Origin of the sequence: Parapontixanthobacter aurantiacus, from assembly GCF_009827635.1 — a bacterium.
GTDB classification, from domain to species: Bacteria; Pseudomonadota; Alphaproteobacteria; order Sphingomonadales; family Sphingomonadaceae; genus Parapontixanthobacter; species Parapontixanthobacter aurantiacus.
In genome coordinates this window covers 1-16,596 of the sequence record NZ_WTYW01000005.1, presented here as the reverse complement: position 1 = coordinate 16,596, position 16,596 = coordinate 1, and the positions used below count along the sequence as shown (strand labels likewise).

The window sequence follows — 16,596 nt, the reverse complement described above, 5'->3', positions numbered from 1 at the left end:
GCGCCCCCCGTTATGCAAGAACAGCGTCCGTCAGCACCGCAGGCCAAGGCATGGATCGAGGCGATCCACCCTTACGTTCCGGGCAAGGCGAAGGCGGCGGACGGGCGCAAACTCGTCAAGCTTTCGGCCAACGAGAACCCGCTGGGATGCAGCAAGGAAGCTCTTTCGGAATTGTCGCGGGCGCATGATCCGGCGACTTACCCCGATCCCGATGCGACCGCTCTACGCGAAGCCATTTCCGAAGTTCACGGTCTTGCGGCGGAACTGATCGTTTGCGGAACAGGCTCGGACGAGTTGCTCAATCTGGCCGCGCAGGCTTACGCCGGGCCGGGTGACGAAGTGCTCTTCTCACGTCACAGCTTTTCGGTCTACGAAATTGCCGCGCGGCGGGGCGGTGCGAAACCCGTCGAAGCCCCCGATCGCGATTTCGGTGCGGATGTGGACGCGCTGCTCGACCATGTGAGCGAGAGGACGCGCGTCGTCTTTCTTGCCAATCCAAACAATCCCACGGGAAGCTATCTGCCCCCAACCGAAGTATCGCGGCTGCGCGAAGGACTGCCACCCGATGTCCTCCTCGTCCTCGACCAGGCCTATGCCGAATATGTCGATCCGGCCGAAGCCGAAGCGGGATTGGCCTTGGCGGGCAAGCACGACAACGTCCTCGTCACCCGAACTTTCAGCAAGATCTACGGCCTTGCCGCAGAGCGCATCGGCTGGGCGACCGGCTCTGCCGAAATCGTTACCAACCTCAATCGCATTCGCGGGCCGTTCAACGTAACGAGCAGCGGACAGGCCGCGGCAAAGGCGGCAGTGCGCGACCAAGCCTTCGTCGAGGCAACCCGCGAACACAACAGGAAAGAGCGCGAACGCTTCGTCAGCATGATCGAGCGGCTGGGCAATCACGGATTGCGCCCCCTGCCCAGCGCCGCGAATTTCGTGATGATCCTGTTCGAGGGTCGCCTCACCGCCAAAGCCGCGCATGACGGTATTGCAGAGGCCGGCTTTGCCGTTCGCCATTTCTCCGGGGGCGGGCTCGAGAACGCGCTTCGCATTACGATCGGGCGGGCGGATGATATGGACGTCATCGCCGACGTGCTCCGCCGAATGGCAGAAGACGCATGACCATCCGGCGCGTTGCGATCGTAGGCCTCGGTCTCCTCGGCGGGTCGCTGGGGCTCGCCATTCGGGAGCGGCTGAGCGAGGTGAAGACGCTCGGCTTCGACCATTCCGAAGAAACGCGCCGCCGCGCCGCCGAACGCGGGCTGGCGGATACGGTTTGCGACACTCTCGCAGAGGTCGTCCGCGAGGCGGATCTCGTACTGCTGTGCGTGCCCGTAGGAGCGATGAAGGCCGTCGCGAGCGATCTGGCGGCTCTCGTCCCGGCGGATTGCATCGTCAGCGATGTCGGTTCCTCGAAGCAGAGCGTGATGCGCGACTTGCTCGCCGCCTTACCGGGAAAGACCGTTATCCCCGCCCATCCCGTCGCCGGAACCGAGGAAAGCGGCCCGGACGCAGGATTTCCCGGCCTGTTTGCAGGGCGCTGGTGCATCCTGACCCCTCCTAGCGATGCACCGCCTGACAGGGTGGCCGAACTTCGCACATTCTGGGAAGCACTCGGCGCCACAGTCGAGATCATGGATGCCGAACATCACGACCTCGTCCTGGCGGTAACCAGTCACATACCGCATCTCATCGCCTTCACCATCGTGGGAACCGCGTCCGACATGGAGGAAGTGACCCGCAGCGAAGTCATCAAATATTCGGCCGGCGGCTTTCGCGATTTTACCCGCATCGCGGCTTCGGACCCGACCATGTGGCGCGACGTGTTCCTTCACAACCGGGACGCCGTGCTGGAAATGCTCGGGCGCTTTTCCGAGGATCTCACGGCCATGCAGCGCGCGATCAGATCGGGCGACGGAGACACGCTGTTCGAAATGTTCAGTCGAACCCGCGCCATTCGCCGCTCGATCATCGAAGAGGGCCAGGACGATGCCGCGCCCGATTTCGGCCGACGGCACTAAGGCGTTTCGCTCGCCCCGTTCAGCGCATTGATCTCCTCGACCACCCGCCGCTCGACTTCCTCGCGTTCGAGCCCCGCCGGAATTTCCGATCCGAACCGGTAAATGATGGTGCCCGGCTGCTTCAGCCAGCGGTGATAGACCGGACCGCTATTAACGGCGACAGGGACGACGGGCAGCTTCAGCATCTTATAGAGGCCCGCGAAACCGGAACGCAGCGGAGCGATTTCGCCGTGCGGAATGCGCGTGCCTTCCGGAAAGATGACGAGCGGTCGCCCCGCTGCCGCCATCCCGCGTGCTTCCCTGATCATCGCCATCAACGCCTTTGCGCCCGCATTGCGGGAAACCGGTATCAAACCGTAGGCCGACGCGGCGCGCCCCCAGCCAGGCAGCCTGAACAGTTCCTCCTTTGCAAACACGCTCGGCGTATCGAGGAGGTTGGGCGCGTCGATCGCCTCGAAGAAGCTCTCGTGCTTGAAGGCATAGAGAACCGGCTTCGATGCGCGGCTCCCCTCGATGCGGACGTCGCAGCCGATGATGTTCCGGAGGCACCACCGCTGATATCGGCCCCATTGCCGCACCAGTCGCCGGAACGCCTTCTCGTCGAACAGCATCAGGACGAGCGAACCGAAAGTGATCGCGATCGATCCGGCATAGAACAGCGGGTAGAAGACGATGTTCTTCAGGATGAGGACGAAGGTTTTCATAAGCCGGTGTAATAGGCGATGCGGCTAGCGAGGAACTTGTGATATTCGAGGAAGAGAGTGGACAGGCTCGGGCTGCCGACCGTCGCATCCTGCACGATCGTGATCTCGCTCGGAATGACGCTGCGAAATTCCGCATAGACGCGCGGCATATGCCAGTCGCTGGTCACAAGGCGAACGCTGCGCACTCCGCGCTGTTCGAGCCAGTTCGCCGCTTCCCTCGCATTGCTGCGCGTGTCGACGGCATCGAAGCCGAGTGTGACGCAGCAATCCATTTCCTGCGCGCTGACATCGAACTGCTCGGCGAATTCTTCCGCCCGCACTTCAGGATCGACCCCGGACACGAACAATTCTCGCGCATAGCCCCGGTCGATCACTTCGAGCCCTCGCTCGATCCGACCTGCCCCGCCGGTCGGCACGATGACGACATCGCTGACCCCGTTTTCTAGCGGACGCGGCAGGGTCACGGCGAACAGGACGAAGCCGAGCAGCCACACGACGAGCATTGCCGATACGATCCGCCAGATCATACCGGGCGCCGCAACAGCAAGAGGACGGTGAAACGTGCGGTCAGCAACGCGATTGCGCAGGCAGCGACGGGGACGAGCACGATCGCGAGCCAGTCCAGCCAGATCAGCCCGCCTCCCGCGACGAGTCCGGATTCGAGCGCCGCGAATTGCGAGCCGAGCAGCCATAGCGCGAGCAGGCCAAGGACGAAGCCTGCCACGCTGCCGACCACCGCATCCGTCCTCATCGCCCGTTGCACCACGCGCGCGATCTGGTGGTCGTCGCCGCCGAGCAAATGGATGACTTCGATGGTCTTTGCATTGATCGAGAGGGCGTTGCGCGATGCGAGCCAGACCGCAGTGATGCCCGTGAAGGCAAGCATCGCCACCAGTACGAGGGCAAGCCATTGCAAGGAGGCAATGGCGGCGAAAACCGGTCCGAGCCAGTCGGCCTGTGCATCGAGCCGCGCATCGGGCGCGTCGCGTTTCAGGAGGCTTTCGAGGCGCAGGAGTTCCGCCTCGCTCGCCGGTCCGACAAGCCGCGCATCGACGAGGGCTGGGATCGGCACGGAAGGCGCCGCCGGGTCGATTTCCCCAAGCCATGGTTCGAGCAGGGCATCGAGTTCGCTCTGCGGAACGGCCCTGACCGCGGCGACACGCCGGTCTGCTTCCAGCAGGCGGACGGTTGCCTCGGTCTGACGTTCGCGTTCGGCGGGGTCGGCTTCGACGATCTGCACGGTGATCGAACCGGCGAGGTCGTCATTCGCCGTGCTTGCGAGCCGATTGAGGGACAGGGCGCCGCCGGTCGCCAGCACGACCAGAGCGACCATGATTGCGATGATCCACGGCATCGGCCCGCCCATGCGCGTTTGCGGCAGGAGCTGCGTCGCCTGCTTGCGATGCAACGGAGTAAGGCCTCGCTTTACGGCGTCGGATATGACGGGAGGACGCTTCACGGCATTTCCCAGCCGCGCTTCTCCGCAGCCTCGACGTCTGCCGCTACACTGTCATCGCCACTGTCGTGCTCGTCAGCCTTAACGAAGCCGATGGTTGGACGCATTGCCCGGTCGTACAGTTCCCTCTTGCCGGCAGGGCGCTCTGCGCGCGGCGGATAACGAAGCGCCCCGGTCGGGTCCATCAGGCGTCCCTTGTCCAGCCGCATGATGGTCGCATCGGGCATCTGCCGCACGAGATTGAGGTCGTGGGTCGCGACGACGATGGTCGTGCCGAGGCGATTGAGGGCGTAGAACAGGCTCAGCAGTTTCATGGCCATGTCCGGATCGACATTGCCCGTCGGTTCGTCGGCGACGAGCATGTCGGGCCGGGAAATGACGGCCCGCGCGATCGCCACTCGCTGCTGCTCGCCGCCAGACAAGGTCGCAGGCTTCGCCCGGGCGCGATGCTCCAAGCCGACCCAGGACAGCATATCCTCGACCGGTTCCGCCAGATCGCGCTCCCGCACGCCGGCCACGCGCAGCGGCAAAGCGATGTTGTCATAGGCGCTCATATGCTCAACGAGGCGGAAGTCCTGGAAGACGACGCCCAGCCGCCGCCTGAATTCGGGAAGGCGCGACTGGGGGATGGTCAGCATGTCGGTGCCGAACATCCGCATCGCTCCGCGTGAGGGCGTTTGAGCCAAGTAGAGGATCTTCAGCAGCGACGTCTTTCCCGCGCCGCTCGCCCCCGTCAGAAAGTAGAAGCGGCCCGCATCGAGCGAGCAACTGACGCCGGACAGAACTTCCTTGTCGGTTCCGTAACGCAGTCCGACATTGTCGAGATGGACGATCGGATCGTCACTATCCATCATATCCGATAATCGTCCAATAACCGCCGACGCCGTAGGATTACCGCGTTTCCCCGAAGTCCTATAACGTGCCTCCAGTGTGGAAAAAAGGCATCATTGGCAAGAGGGGGCGGCACCCAAGCCTTGTTGATGGCGAATCGGCGTTCTAAGACGCTTAACCATGATTATCGCCTGTCCTGCCTGCAAGACGCGTTACGTCGTACCCGACGACGCGGTCGGTATCGAGGGGCGGACGGTACGATGCGCCAAATGCAAACACAGCTGGTTTCAGGAAGGGCCCGAACTCGCTCCGCGCGATGAGGCGCTTTCGGAAAGCCGCGCACCACAAGCTGAAGATGCGCCAAGCGAACCGGTCAGAGAGGCAACGGCGCTATCGTCCTCGCATGAAGATGACGCGGCGGGCGAGGTTGCAGCGCGACGGGACGAGCGCGACGAGGCGGTTCCTGCAACAGCACCACCGCCCGAGGAAACTTCGCGCGACGCAACTGCCGATGCACCGGGCGGGGACGCGGCATATGCGGAAACGCCTGACGAGGATGCGTCCCGCGACGACGAGCGAGACTTTTCACGCGAGCACGAAGCCGCCGCACCGCGCGAGGCGTCGATGGTCGATCCGGCGCCGGGCTATATATCCGCCCCCGCCGAAGATCCTCACGACAGCTATGCAGACGAGCACGCGGACGACGTGGCCGGCGGACGTGTCGAATATGCCGATACCGACTACGCACCGCCGGCGCGGTCTCGGCGTAACCCTCTGAAGCTGTTCACGATCGCCGCCGCAGCCTTCGCCATTCTCGCCCTTGCGGCAATCGCGGCGATCCAGGTGTGGGGCTTGCCCGACTGGGCGACGAGCGGGCCGCAATTCGCCGAGGACCAGCCGGACTTGAAGCTCGATTTCCCCATACAGGACCAGCAGCGCCGCACCCTTTCCGACAACACCGAGTATTTCGGTGCGCGCGGGACGATCACCAATGTCGGGACGGAAACGCGACGGGTTCCGCCCGTACTCATCGTGCTGCGCGACGAGAACCTCAAGATCGTGTATAGCTTTGAAGCTCAGCCGCCCAAGGACGAACTCGCTCCGGGCGAAAGCATGGTCATCAGCGAGGCGGTTGCCGACTTCCCCCGATCCGCGCGTTACGCCGATTTCGGCTGGTCGACGAGCTAATCTCGTACTTCGCTGGCGAGCGCAGGAGATTGTTTGAGCGCGGGACGGTCAAAACACTTGCAGCCATCGTGGCGCGTTGCTAGTGGCGCGCTCCTACCATGCGGGCACGGCCTCGGGCCGACCTCGCAATCTGACTGTGTGCGGTCGTGGCGGAACTGGTAGACGCGCAACGTTGAGGTCGTTGTGGGTGAATAACCCGTGGAAGTTCGAGTCTTCTCGACCGCACCATTCAGTCCATATCTCCTGATCAAATTTCTCATAGAGGACCGGGAAGGAGTTTCCCCGTTTCCGGTCCAGCATTGCTGCCAAAATGTTCAGGACGGTCCTTTTTCTTCCATCTTCTGGTTTGTGCGCTCGACCACCTCGTCCTTTTTCTTTCGCGCTTGTTCGCCAGCCTGTTTCGCCGTCTCTTCGGCCTTGTCCAACGCTCGCGCACCTTGCGGACCGAGTTTCTCCCGTTCGGTTTGCGACGCGGGGATGACGGATCCGGCGATGGCGCCGACGATTGCAGCGGCCAGACCGCCCACCAGGGGGTTGCTGTAGTAGGCATCCCGCCCCTTTTCCGCCGTTCGTTGGCCTCGTCGTGCTAGGTCGGTGCGGGTCTGCCGTGCGCTATCTGCGAAGCGGTCACGCTTTTCGCGCATCCGTCCCGTCGCATCATCAAGCCGTTGGCGATAGGACTTGTCATCTTCGTCGTGGCCACGTTCGATCATCAGATAAGTTCCGCGGTGCTCGTCGCGGCGGCGATAGTAAAACTGGTCTTCCTCGTCCGGTCGCCGCTCTATCCGAGACATGTGTTCGATATAGGCTCGGTGATCGGGATCGTAGTCGTGAGCGTTGGCCGATACTCCGTTGCTGCCGGAATCTGACGTGAATGCGGAGGGTTTGGCATCGTAGTCGCTTATCAGCCAAATGCCGCCCGCCGAGATGAGTCCCAAGGCAAGCGGGTTGCGCCGGGCGCCGTCGAGGATGTAACGGGCGTCGATCCCGTTCTCGTCAGCTTTGTCCAGTAAGGCATTGAACAGGTTGCGGGGCGACATCTGATCACCGATCCTGTCGACGGTTCTGCTCATGTCTTCCTGGGTGCGCCGGATATCGGCTTCAATCGTATCGGGGTCGCGCGTGTCGTTATGGTTCATCGTGTTGCTCCGGAATGGGTAAGCTCGCCGCGGGCGGCATCGGGCGTCCGTTCGACGGTGTCGATCGTGCGCTCTGGCTTGAGGTGCGTATCCTTCATCTTGCCGCGGGCTACCGCATAAAGAATGGCCGCTATGATTAACGTCGCAATGCCAACCAGCAGCGTGGCAAGATCGCGGTCACCAATCGCATCGCCGATAAGATAGGCGATGCCCATCAGGGTGACGCCGAGGCCGGAAATACCGAACACCGCCGCGCCCAACAGGCTGGCAATCGATTTCTGAATGTCGCTTACAGATTCGCGCATTTCGGCTTGGACGAGATTGACCTGCTGCTGAGCGAGATGGGCGCTCTGGCTAGTCAGATGGCTTAGCAGATCGACCACATTCTCGTCGCTGCGGGTACCCGCAGAAGAGGGATCCATTTTGTCGCTGTTCGGTGTCATCATACGCCTCCAGTCGACCGTGTGGTGGCAGCATTAGCTCTCGCCTGAGCGACCGTCTGATCGCGATTGCCGGTACCTGTGGCTGCCGTCGGACTTGCTGGAGACGAACCGATGCCCTCTGGCGTGTGCGAAGAATCGTATCTTCGGTCCCGCTGATTATTCTTCACATCGTAATCGTCATGATATTCCGCACCTGCTCTGAGGAACCGGGCAGCGGCGAAGCCGGCAATCGCGGAGGCGCCGAGGAACGCCGATGGATTGTCGCGAGCGAAGCGGCGCGTTTCACTGGCAAGCTCGCGTGGCGACTTGTCCTGCAGGCGTGACGCAAGCCCGTCCACTTCGCGCGCAATGCTACTAAACGCGGAAGCGAGCCAATCGGGCGCCTGATCGTCGTTACGCAGTTCGTCAGCCGCGGTCTGCATAGCTGACGAAGCCGATTGAGCTGTGCGCCCGACGCGATCTTTCTCCTGTGCTGCTTTTGCTTCACCCTGCTCGACCGCAGTGTCTTTGAGGTCGCGGGCGTCGTTCTTAATTTCGCCGGCTACGTCACTTTTTCGTGTCGTCTGTGATGTACTTGATGGTGTTTCGGCCATGTTCAATCTCCTCAACGATTGAGGATTAAGCCGGTGGTACAAAAGATAGTTCCTAGAAAGGTCAAAGCCTTAACATAGATTGATACTGGTCCAATCAGGCTCAGATACGACCTCTTTCAGAAAACTCATTTCAATAACGGTCATAAGATTGAGCATCCAATCAGATCACCAAAGCCATGAACCTAAAAGCGGACTGACGGCCCGGTATCAGCGTTCGAAGATTGAGAACACCGTTCGCTATATCGGCGCGAACATAGAAGTTGCCCTCAGTCTGGCTGAGAACGCAGATATCTGGCCGTAGTTGGCGCCCGAGTTGGTCGAGGCTAACGTCCGCCTCTGGGATGATTAGCAGATGATCTCTCTATAACACTGCCAAGCGATCGCAACACAGTTCGCTTGCCGAGGATACCGATACGAGCGTCAGCTACGCAATATGCGAGGGCCCATCTAGGTCTTGTTCGCTGACTGTACCAAAGACGCGTCTGACGGTGCTGCGGAACATTGCTAGTAACGTGCCATTGCATGAATATGGGAAGTCTCCGTCGAGAACCAGTCTGGTGGCGTGATGAAACCATCTACCAAATCTACCCCCGTTCCTATCAGGACTGCGACGCGGACGGCGTAGGGGATTTGCCCGGCATCCTTGCCCGACTCCCCTACATCGCCGAACTTGGAGTCGACTGCTTCTGGCTTTCGCCAATCTTCGCTTCTCCGATGGATGATTTCGGATACGATGTAGCGGATTATCGCAGCATCGATCCGCTTTTCGGGACGATGGACGACTTCGACGCCTTACTGAACGCGGCCCATTCTCATGGGTTGAAGCTAGTGTTAGATTTCGTGCCCAATCACACGTCCGACAGGCACGAGTGGTTCAGGGAAAGCCGGGGTTCGCGAACCAACGCCAAGCGCAACTGGTACATTTGGAAAGACCCGGCCCCCGACGGCGGCCCGCCGAACAACTGGATCAGCAACTTCGGCGGTTCTGCTTGGGAGTTTGACGAACGCACGGGGCAATATTACTATCACGCATTCCTCGCCTCGCAGCCCGATCTCAACTGGCGCAATCCCGAGGTTCGCTCCGCTATGTTCGACGTCCTTAGATTTTGGCTCGACAAGGGGGTGGACGGGTTCCGCGTTGACGTCATCTGGCATCTCATCAAGGATGCAGAGTTCCGCGACAATCCGCCGAACCCCGAGTACCGTCCCGGTCAGCCGGAGATCGAGAAGAACCTGCAGGTCCACTCGGCAGACCAGCCCGAAATCCACGACCTGGTGGCGCAGATGCGCGACGTGATCGAGGAGTACGACAATCGTCTGATGATCGGAGAAATCTACCTGCCGCTGGAGCGGATGGTGCGATACTACGGCGAGAGCGGAGAGAGCGGCGTGCACCTGCCGTTCAATTTCCAGCTACTGCAATGCCAGTGGGAACCCAAGAAGATTGCCGGTCTGGTGAAGGAGTACGAGGCGGCGCTGCCCGAAGGGGGCTGGCCGAACTGGGTGCTGAGCAACCACGACCAGCCGCGCATCGCCGCGCGGGCAGGCGCGCGGCAGGCGGGGATCGCCGCCATGCTGCTGCTAACCCTGCGCGGCACTCCGACGCTTTATTACGGCGATGAGATCGGTCTCGCCGAAGTGGATATCCCACCCGACCGCATACAGGATCCCTGGGCAAGGCAGGAGCCGGATGCCAGCTTCAACCGAGACAAGGCGCGTACGCCGATGCAATGGTCGAGCAAGGAGAACGCGGGCTTTTCCGGAACCCAACCCTGGTTGCCGCTGTCGCAGGACTGGCGTGAGCGCAATGTCGCTCAACTGGACGAGCAGCCGGGCTCCCTTCTGCGCCTATACAAGCGGTTGCTTGCCTTCCGGAAGAACGAGCCGGCGCTGCGCGACGGTGCATATCGCGAAATCCACGTGGGCGAAACGATGTTTGCATACGAGCGTGTACTGGACAAGGAGCGACTGCTTGTGCTGCTGAACTTTTCCGACGATCCCGTAGCCGCTCCCCCTCTCCCTGATTCCTACCGCGGTGGCACGGTGGTCTTCTCGTCGGAAGAGGTTGACAACCCGCCAGAGCAGGATGCCGCCGCTATTACACTAAGGCCCGGCGCGGGCGTGATCGTGCGGGGTGGGGAGAACCGCTCGTGATTGAGGATCGCTGGTACAAGAACGCCATCATCTATTCGCTCTCGCTCGATAGCTATCTCGATTCGAACGGTGACGGCGTTGGGGATTTCGCCGGACTGCTGGACCGGGTGGACTATCTGCAGGGTCTAGGAGTCTCGGCGATCTGGCTTATGCCGTTCCACCCTTCTCCCCGCCGCGACCACGGATACGATGTGGCCGACTACTACGGTGTCGATCCGCGCTACGGCACGCTGGGTGATTTCGTGGAGTTTACCCAAGCGTGCCGCCAGCGCGGAATTCGGGTAATGATGGACCTGGTGCTCAACCACACCTCCACCGATCATCCATGGTTCAAAGCGGCGATTACCGACAAGGAATGCAAGTACCGCGATTTCTACATTTGGGCGAAGGAAAGACCGGCGAATGCCGACCGTGGAATGATCTTTCCCGGCGTGCAGGAAACGACCTGGACGTGGAACCGCCATGCACAGGCATACTACTTTCACAAATTCTACGATTTTCAGCCGGACCTGAACCTCGCCAATCCCGAGGTGCGGGCGGAATTACTGAAAATTGTCGGCTTCTGGTTGGAGCTGGGAATATCGGGCTTCCGCGTCGATGCCGTGCCTTTCCTGATCGCGGAGGACGGCATCAACGTTAAGGACCCAGAACCGGCCTTCGAATTCCTCCGGCGGCTGCGCGAATTCGCCCAATGGCGCAAGGGGGACGCGGTGTTCCTGGCAGAGGCGAACATTCCGCCGCAGGATTGCCAGCGCTATTTCGGGAAGGCAGGCGACCGGTTGCAGATGATGTTCAACTTCCCGGTCAACCAGACGCTGTTCTATGCGCTGGCCAGCGCGGACACCATGCCGCTGCGGGAAAAGCTGAAAGCATCGCGCGACGTTCCGGCAACGGCGCAGTGGGCGCACTTCCTTCGCAATCACGACGAACTCGATATCGGCAGACTGCCCGACAATCAGAGGGAAGCCGTGTTCGCCGCTTTCGGTCCGGAAGAGGACATGCAGCTATACGAGCGAGGTATCCGCCGCAGGCTGGCGCCCATGCTGGGCGGCAATCGGGCGAAGCTGGAACTTGCCTATTCGCTGATGCTGACAATGCCGGGCACTCCGGTAATCCGTTATGGCGACGAGATCGGCATGGGCGAGGACCTGTCGCTGCCCGAGCGCGAGGCGGCGCGTACGCCGATGCAATGGTCGGCGGAAAAAAACGCCGGCTTCACGGCCAACGACGACCCTGTTCGTCCGGTGATCGACCATGGGCCGTATGGCTACCGCAAGGTAAATGTGGCGATGCAACGGGCGAGCGAGAGCTCCTTCCTGCGCTGGACCGAACGCATACTGAGAATGCGCAAGGAACTGACCGAGATCGGCCACGGCAGCTTCTCCATCCTCGATACGGAAGGCCACATCCTCGCCATGCGCTACGCCCACGAAGGTCGCATCTCAGTGTTCACGCACAACGTCTCCGACCGGAAAGTGGAGTTCTCCATCGACGTTCACGACGGCGAGGCAGCGGGTCGTGCCCTGGTGTGCCTGCAAACCAACCGCACCATTTCGCCGGACGAGGATGGCAGTTTCGATCTGGTGCTGGAGCCGTACGGCTATCGCTGGTTCCGTCTGGGCGGACTTGAGGACATGATTGCAGAGGACGGCCCGGCAGCCGACGTTCCGCAGCGTTCGGCCGACTGATCGTTCACCCGTTGCCGATGAACCCCGGATAGAGCGTCATACCGCCATCGACGTAGAGCGTGGTCCCGGTGACGTAGTCCGCCTCGTCGCTGCACAGCCAGCCGACCGGCTTCGCCACATCCTCCACCTCGCCGATTCGTCCGTAGGGTATCAATTCGCGAAGCTTTGCCGCCTGCCCCGCGTCGCTCCAGACCTGGCGGTTGATGTCGGTCTTGATCGCACCTGGCGAGATGCCGACCACACGAATGCGGTGCTCGGCGAATTCCTGCGCCAGCGTCTTCATCAGCATGTTCACACCCCCCTTGGCAGCGGCATAGTTGGCGTGACCGGCCCACGGCACCGTATCGTGCACCGAGCTCATGCACACGATCACGCCGGCATTGCATCGGCCTTCGTCCACGCCCTGTTCGATGAAATGCTTCGCCGCCGTGCGGGCGACCAGGAATTGCCCCGTCAGGTTCACTTCAATGACCTTGCGGAACTCGTCCGCCTTCATCTCCAGCGCAGGGGCATCGATCTGGATGCCCGCGTTGGAAACGAGGATGTCGATCCTTCCGAGGCGGGCCACGGTTTCCTCCACGAGCCGGGAGGCGTCCTCCTCCCTGGAAACGTCGCCACCGATGCCGAAGGCCTTGGTGCCGCCGCGGGAGATTTCGTCCGCCAGCTCCTCGGCGGGTCCGGCTTCGCTGTGCCAATTGATCGCCACGTTAGCGCCGCGCGTCGCCAATTCGCGCGAGATCGCTTCACCGATGCCGGTATCACCGCCCGTGACCAGCGCCGCGCGACCCGTGAGATTACCGCTCATGAGCCGAACGCCATTGTCGAGAGCAGTGCGACCTCGCTGCGCCGGCAATCGAGCCGCGTATGCTGGACGACGATTGGCATGTCGGATTCGACCACACTGGCGTAATCGGTGTCGCGCGGGACTGGTTCCTTGAGGTCCTTGAAACGAAGGTGCAGGGTGCGACGCGCACCCACGACCAGCCTGTAGGGGCCCGCAGGTTCACGATCCTTGCAATAGATGGTCACGCTTACGTTGGCATCCTCGTCGCCGGTGTTGAGGATACAGGCGGTTTCGTGGCTCACCAGGGCGGGGTCGTCGGGGTCCGCGCTGCCGGGGGGAATGTATCCTTCCGCGATGGCCCAGCGTCTTTTGCCAATCTCGGTCATCTTTGTCGAGCGCATCATGTGGGCAATAGTTCCGCAAACTTTGAAACACTTCGGCGTGCAGGCGATTGACCTGTAGAACAACATGGGAGCGCAGCAGTTGGGCGACACGCAGCAAACCGACGCAAGCGAGGGGAAACCCCTGCTCCTCATCACCGGGGCGGACGGCAACATCGGGCGTTCACTGGGCAAGGCCTTTTCCAGGGATTTTACCGTGGTGGGGCTGGATCGCTCCAAAGACCATGAGGATGGCCCGCCCATCGTCGAGATCGACATAACGTCGCCACAGTCGATGAAGACCGCGCTCGAGAAGATCGGCGACAAGCATGGACGAAAGGTGGCCGCGGTGATCCACCTCGTCGCCTTCTTCGATTTTTCCGGGGAACCCAGCCCGAAGTACGATCAGGTGAACGTGGAAGGTACGCGCCAACTGCTGAATGCTCTCGGCGGATTCGAGGTCGAGCGGTTCATCTACGCCAGCACCATGCTGGTGCACGAACCGCAGGATCCGGGCGAACGCATCGACGAGCAAACCCTTTTCGATCCGCGCTGGCAATACCCCAGGTCCAAGAAGAAGGTGGAGGACCTGATCCGCGCCGAGGCGCAGATGCCCTACGCCATCCTGCGCCTTGCCGGCATCTACGACAGCGAGCGCGCCGTCCCGACGCTTTCCCACCAAATCGCTCGAATCTACGAGCGCAGCCTGCAGTCCCATTTCTATTCCGGGCCGCTGAACGCCGGGCAATCGATGCTTCACCGCGACGACATGGTCGACGCGATGCAGCGCGCGGTTGAACGGCGCAGCACGCTGCCGCCCGACGCCGAGATCCTCGTCGGCGAACCTTTCGCGCCGGGCTACGACACCTTGCAGGACCGTATCGGCGAACTGATCCACGGCGCAAGCGAATGGGAGACCATAAAGCTGCCCGCACCCGTCGCCAAGGTCGGTGCCGCGGCGCAGAACGCTGCCGAGCCGATTGTCCCCGATGCCATCGACCAGGGCGAGAAGCCGTTTATTCAGCCGTTCATGATCTCGATGGCGGACGATCACTACGCACTCGACATAAAGCGCGCGGAAGACTGGCTCGGCTGGCATCCCAAGCACCGTCTGGAAGACGAACTTCCGGCGATGGTGGCCAATCTAAAGCGCGATCCGGTCTCCTGGTACGAGCGCAACGGCATTACCCCGCCGCAATGGCTGCAGGATGCGCAGGATGAGGACGTGCAGCAGCCCGAGGTCATGCGCGAGGAGATCGAGGCGACGCGCATCGCCCAGCACCGCGCCAGCCGCTGGACCCATTTCGTCAACATCGCGCTGGCCTTCTGGCTGATGACGCAGCCGCCGCTGATCGGCATCGAGAACCCTCTCTACGCCTGGGCCGAAGTCGGCGCCGGCGCAATGCTGCTGGTGACCGCGATCGCTTCGCTCAGCTGGCGCCTCGCCATCACGCGCTGGCTGTCTGCGGGTATCGGGATGGTGGTAATGGCGCTGCCCGTGTTGTTCGTCACGCCCAACGCCACCGCCTATCTTTCGGATACGCTCGTCGGCGCGCTGGTCTTCGGCATGGCCATTGCCGCCCGGCCGGAAGTGGGAACGGCGCTCGTGGCGCGCAGAAGAGAGCCCGAAATCCCGCCGGGGTGGAGCTTCAACCCTTCATCTTGGACCCAGCGCCTGCCGATCATCGCGCTCGCTATCATCGGCCTGTTGTTTTCGCGCTACCTGGCGGCCTACCAGATGGGCCACGTCGACGGCGTTTGGGAGCCGTTCTTCGCCGGCTCCGCGGCGGACCCGCAGAACGGCACGGAGGAGATCATCACCTCCAGCGTTTCCGAGGCTTGGCCCGTCCCCGACGGCGCCGTGGGGGCCTATATTTACATGCTGGAAATCCTTACCGGCATCGTCGGCAGCAGGGCGCGCTGGCGCACCATGCCGTGGCTGGTGATGGCCTTCGGTCTGATGATCGTGCCGCTCGGCATCGTTTCCATCGGCTTCATCATCATCCAGCCCATCGTGATCGGCACTTGGTCAACGCTGGCCCTGATCGGCGCAGCGGCGATGCTGATCCAGATCCCCTATTCGGTGGACGAACTGGCCGCGAGCATGAGTTTCATACGGCGCCGGGTAAAGGCCGGAAAGAGCCTGCTGCGCGTCGTGCTGTTCGGCGACACCGACGACGGCGACAGGCTCACTCCGGTCGAACATGAATTCGAACGCGGCCCCATGACGATCCTGAAGGAGATGTGGGCGGGCGCGGTCAACCTGCCGTGGAACCTGTGCTTGGCGGGCGTCATCGGCCTGTCGTTCCTGTTCACCCGTCTGACGCTGGAAGCCGAAGGTTCGTTGGCCGACGCGGACCATCTGCTCGGCTCGCTGGTAATTACCGTGATGGCGATTGCAGCGGCGGAGGTGTGCCGGGCGGCGCGCTACGCGCTCGTCCCGCTCGGATTGGCGCTGGCAGCAGCTCCGTTCTTCTACGACGGGTCGATGGCACATATGGCTGTCAGCGTTGCTGGAGGGCTCGCCATCACCGCGCTGAGCTTCCCACGCGGACGGATTGTCGAAAGCTACGGTTCGCTGGACCGGATCATTCGCTAGTCATGGGCGAGGGCGAGATTGCCCTTGGCAAGATTTTGCTGCTTTCATTCCTTCCGGTCGTCCGCAACGCGCTAGGCGGAGCCGTGGCGGATTGGAAGCAACTGCCACGATGAGTGACCGACCGGACGATGAACACCGTCGCCGAGGTTTGTGTCGCAGTTGCCGCGCTCGAACTGATTCAGAAAGTCCAGTAAGGGGTCGATATCGAAGTACTCGCCCTGACGATCCGGCCTAGCAACATCACCCCTATGGGACTTTCCTAGCTTACCCGCTATGCCAAGGCCAAGCTGGCGACCCAGGCAGGGCGCTACGACCTGTGGAGCGTATGCTGCGGTCGGCGTGGACTTGATCTGCACAGAGTTCAGAAAAAATCATAGGCTCAGAAGCATGCATGACTTCGGCTCGCGCCGACGCCTTGCGCCAGTCCTTCTCGACGAGACTGATCAATCCTGCTTGACGCTCTCGCGGTTCCAGAAGCGTAACTTGCCGCAGCTTTCTATGAACTGCTTTGCTGCGTTCTTGCCGCTCGACACATCGATGAAACCATCATCCATCCAATCCCAGATACCCGCCGTTTCAAACAGGGGCTTTACCTCCGGCACGTAAGCAACGAACT

At 61.8% G+C, this 16,596-nt stretch carries 14 protein-coding genes, 1 tRNA gene and 1 pseudogene; 7 read left to right on the top strand and 9 right to left on the bottom strand.

Translation table 11 applies throughout. The features are described 5' to 3' along the window. Nucleotides 1–12: 12 nt before the first annotated feature. Nucleotides 13–1,122 (top strand): histidinol-phosphate transaminase, encoded by a 1,110-nt coding sequence (hisC, locus tag GRI38_RS12945; RefSeq protein ID WP_160685150.1) that lies wholly within the window; start codon nt 13–15, stop codon nt 1,120–1,122. Continuing rightward, a complete protein-coding gene (locus GRI38_RS12940; RefSeq protein WP_160684942.1) occupies nt 1,119–2,021 on the top strand; it encodes a prephenate/arogenate dehydrogenase family protein in 903 nt (300 codons plus the stop codon). The genes hisC and GRI38_RS12940 overlap by 4 nt, the downstream gene beginning before the upstream one ends. On the opposite strand, the gene GRI38_RS12935 is transcribed toward GRI38_RS12940, so the two are convergent. The 4 genes and pseudogenes from GRI38_RS12935 to ftsE form a co-directional block, all read right to left on the bottom strand. Next, a complete protein-coding gene (locus tag GRI38_RS12935) occupies nt 2,018–2,725 on the bottom strand; it encodes a lysophospholipid acyltransferase family protein (RefSeq protein WP_160684939.1) in 708 nt (235 codons plus the stop codon). The genes GRI38_RS12940 and GRI38_RS12935 overlap by 4 nt on opposite strands. Continuing rightward, entirely contained in the window at nt 2,722–3,252 is a 531-nt protein-coding gene (locus GRI38_RS12930) for a YdcF family protein (protein WP_160684936.1), read from the bottom strand. The genes GRI38_RS12935 and GRI38_RS12930 overlap by 4 nt, the downstream gene beginning before the upstream one ends. Next, nucleotides 3,249–4,184: a cell division FtsX domain-containing protein gene (locus GRI38_RS12925; RefSeq protein WP_160684933.1), complete on the bottom strand. Its 936-nt coding sequence runs from the start codon at nt 4,182–4,184 to the stop codon at nt 3,249–3,251. The genes GRI38_RS12930 and GRI38_RS12925 overlap by 4 nt, the downstream gene beginning before the upstream one ends. 131 nt (nt 4,185–4,315) lie before the next feature. Next, nucleotides 4,316–5,032 (bottom strand): annotated as a pseudogene (ftsE, locus tag GRI38_RS12920) (cell division ATP-binding protein FtsE); the annotation flags it as partial. Nucleotides 5,033–5,192: 160 nt separating this feature from the next. Here ftsE and GRI38_RS12915 point away from each other — a divergent pair. Then, nucleotides 5,193–6,200, top strand: a complete 1,008-nt coding sequence (locus GRI38_RS12915; protein ID WP_160684930.1) for an MJ0042-type zinc finger domain-containing protein — start codon at nt 5,193–5,195, stop codon at nt 6,198–6,200. A 140-nt stretch (nt 6,201–6,340) separates the two neighbouring features. Continuing rightward, nucleotides 6,341–6,428 (top strand) — tRNA-Leu (locus GRI38_RS12910). 86 nt (nt 6,429–6,514) lie between these two features. Here GRI38_RS12910 and GRI38_RS12905 read toward each other — a convergent pair. Genes GRI38_RS12905 through GRI38_RS12895 form a run of 3 tightly spaced genes read right to left on the bottom strand, consistent with a single transcriptional unit; the run spans nt 6,515 to nt 8,375 of the window. Beyond that, nucleotides 6,515–7,339: a DUF3618 domain-containing protein gene (locus GRI38_RS12905; RefSeq protein ID WP_160684927.1), complete on the bottom strand. Its 825-nt coding sequence runs from the start codon at nt 7,337–7,339 to the stop codon at nt 6,515–6,517. Next, nucleotides 7,336–7,761, bottom strand: coding sequence for a phage holin family protein (locus tag GRI38_RS12900; protein WP_160684925.1), 426 nt, complete (start codon nt 7,759–7,761; stop codon nt 7,336–7,338). The genes GRI38_RS12905 and GRI38_RS12900 overlap by 4 nt, the downstream gene beginning before the upstream one ends. A gap of 20 nt (nt 7,762–7,781) precedes the next feature. Next, nucleotides 7,782–8,375: a hypothetical protein gene (locus GRI38_RS12895; RefSeq protein ID WP_160684922.1), complete on the bottom strand. Its 594-nt coding sequence runs from the start codon at nt 8,373–8,375 to the stop codon at nt 7,782–7,784. A 522-nt stretch (nt 8,376–8,897) separates the two neighbouring features. Between GRI38_RS12895 and GRI38_RS12890 the strand changes: the two genes are divergently transcribed. Together GRI38_RS12890 and GRI38_RS12885 are read left to right on the top strand one after the other, a co-directional pair. Beyond that, nucleotides 8,898–10,529, top strand: a complete 1,632-nt coding sequence (locus GRI38_RS12890) for an alpha-amylase family glycosyl hydrolase (protein ID WP_337191294.1) — start codon at nt 8,898–8,900, stop codon at nt 10,527–10,529. Next, complete coding sequence (locus GRI38_RS12885; protein ID WP_160684919.1) at nt 10,526–12,217, top strand: alpha-amylase family glycosyl hydrolase; 1,692 nt, start codon at nt 10,526–10,528, stop codon at nt 12,215–12,217. Before GRI38_RS12890 ends, GRI38_RS12885 begins: the two co-directional genes overlap by 4 nt. A gap of 4 nt (nt 12,218–12,221) precedes the next feature. On the opposite strand, the gene GRI38_RS12880 is transcribed toward GRI38_RS12885, so the two are convergent. Both GRI38_RS12880 and GRI38_RS12875 read right to left on the bottom strand, forming a co-directional pair. Next, nucleotides 12,222–13,022, bottom strand: coding sequence for a glucose 1-dehydrogenase (locus GRI38_RS12880; protein ID WP_160684916.1), 801 nt, complete (start codon nt 13,020–13,022; stop codon nt 12,222–12,224). Further along, nucleotides 13,019–13,405, bottom strand: a complete 387-nt coding sequence (locus tag GRI38_RS12875) for a sensory rhodopsin transducer (protein WP_202389999.1) — start codon at nt 13,403–13,405, stop codon at nt 13,019–13,021. Before GRI38_RS12875 ends, GRI38_RS12880 begins: the two co-directional genes overlap by 4 nt. 79 nt (nt 13,406–13,484) lie before the next feature. Between GRI38_RS12875 and GRI38_RS12870 the strand changes: the two genes are divergently transcribed. After that, nucleotides 13,485–15,980: an NAD-dependent epimerase/dehydratase family protein gene (locus tag GRI38_RS12870; protein WP_237487550.1), complete on the top strand. Its 2,496-nt coding sequence runs from the start codon at nt 13,485–13,487 to the stop codon at nt 15,978–15,980. Nucleotides 15,981–16,596: the final 616 nt, after the last annotated feature.

Bases quoted from the DNA above. Each gene is read 5' to 3' on its own strand.
- GRI38_RS12880 (WP_160684916.1), bottom strand. From the start codon at position 13,022: ATGAGCGGTAATCTCACGGGTCGCGCGGCGCTGGTCACGGGCGGTGAT.
- GRI38_RS12905 (WP_160684927.1), bottom strand. From the start codon at position 7,339: ATGAACCATAACGACACGCGCGACCCCGATACGATTGAAGCCGATATC.
- GRI38_RS12930 (WP_160684936.1), bottom strand. From the start codon at position 3,252: ATGATCTGGCGGATCGTATCGGCAATGCTCGTCGTGTGGCTGCTCGGC.
- GRI38_RS12875 (WP_202389999.1), bottom strand. From the start codon at position 13,405: ATGATGCGCTCGACAAAGATGACCGAGATTGGCAAAAGACGCTGGGCC.
- GRI38_RS12895 (WP_160684922.1), bottom strand. From the start codon at position 8,375: ATGGCCGAAACACCATCAAGTACATCACAGACGACACGAAAAAGTGAC.
- GRI38_RS12915 (WP_160684930.1), top strand. From the start codon at position 5,193: ATGATTATCGCCTGTCCTGCCTGCAAGACGCGTTACGTCGTACCCGAC.
- GRI38_RS12890 (WP_337191294.1), top strand. From the start codon at position 8,898: ATGAATATGGGAAGTCTCCGTCGAGAACCAGTCTGGTGGCGTGATGAA.
- hisC (WP_160685150.1), top strand. From the start codon at position 13: ATGCAAGAACAGCGTCCGTCAGCACCGCAGGCCAAGGCATGGATCGAG.
- GRI38_RS12940 (WP_160684942.1), top strand. From the start codon at position 1,119: ATGACCATCCGGCGCGTTGCGATCGTAGGCCTCGGTCTCCTCGGCGGG.
- GRI38_RS12935 (WP_160684939.1), bottom strand. From the start codon at position 2,725: ATGAAAACCTTCGTCCTCATCCTGAAGAACATCGTCTTCTACCCGCTG.
- GRI38_RS12900 (WP_160684925.1), bottom strand. From the start codon at position 7,761: ATGGATCCCTCTTCTGCGGGTACCCGCAGCGACGAGAATGTGGTCGAT.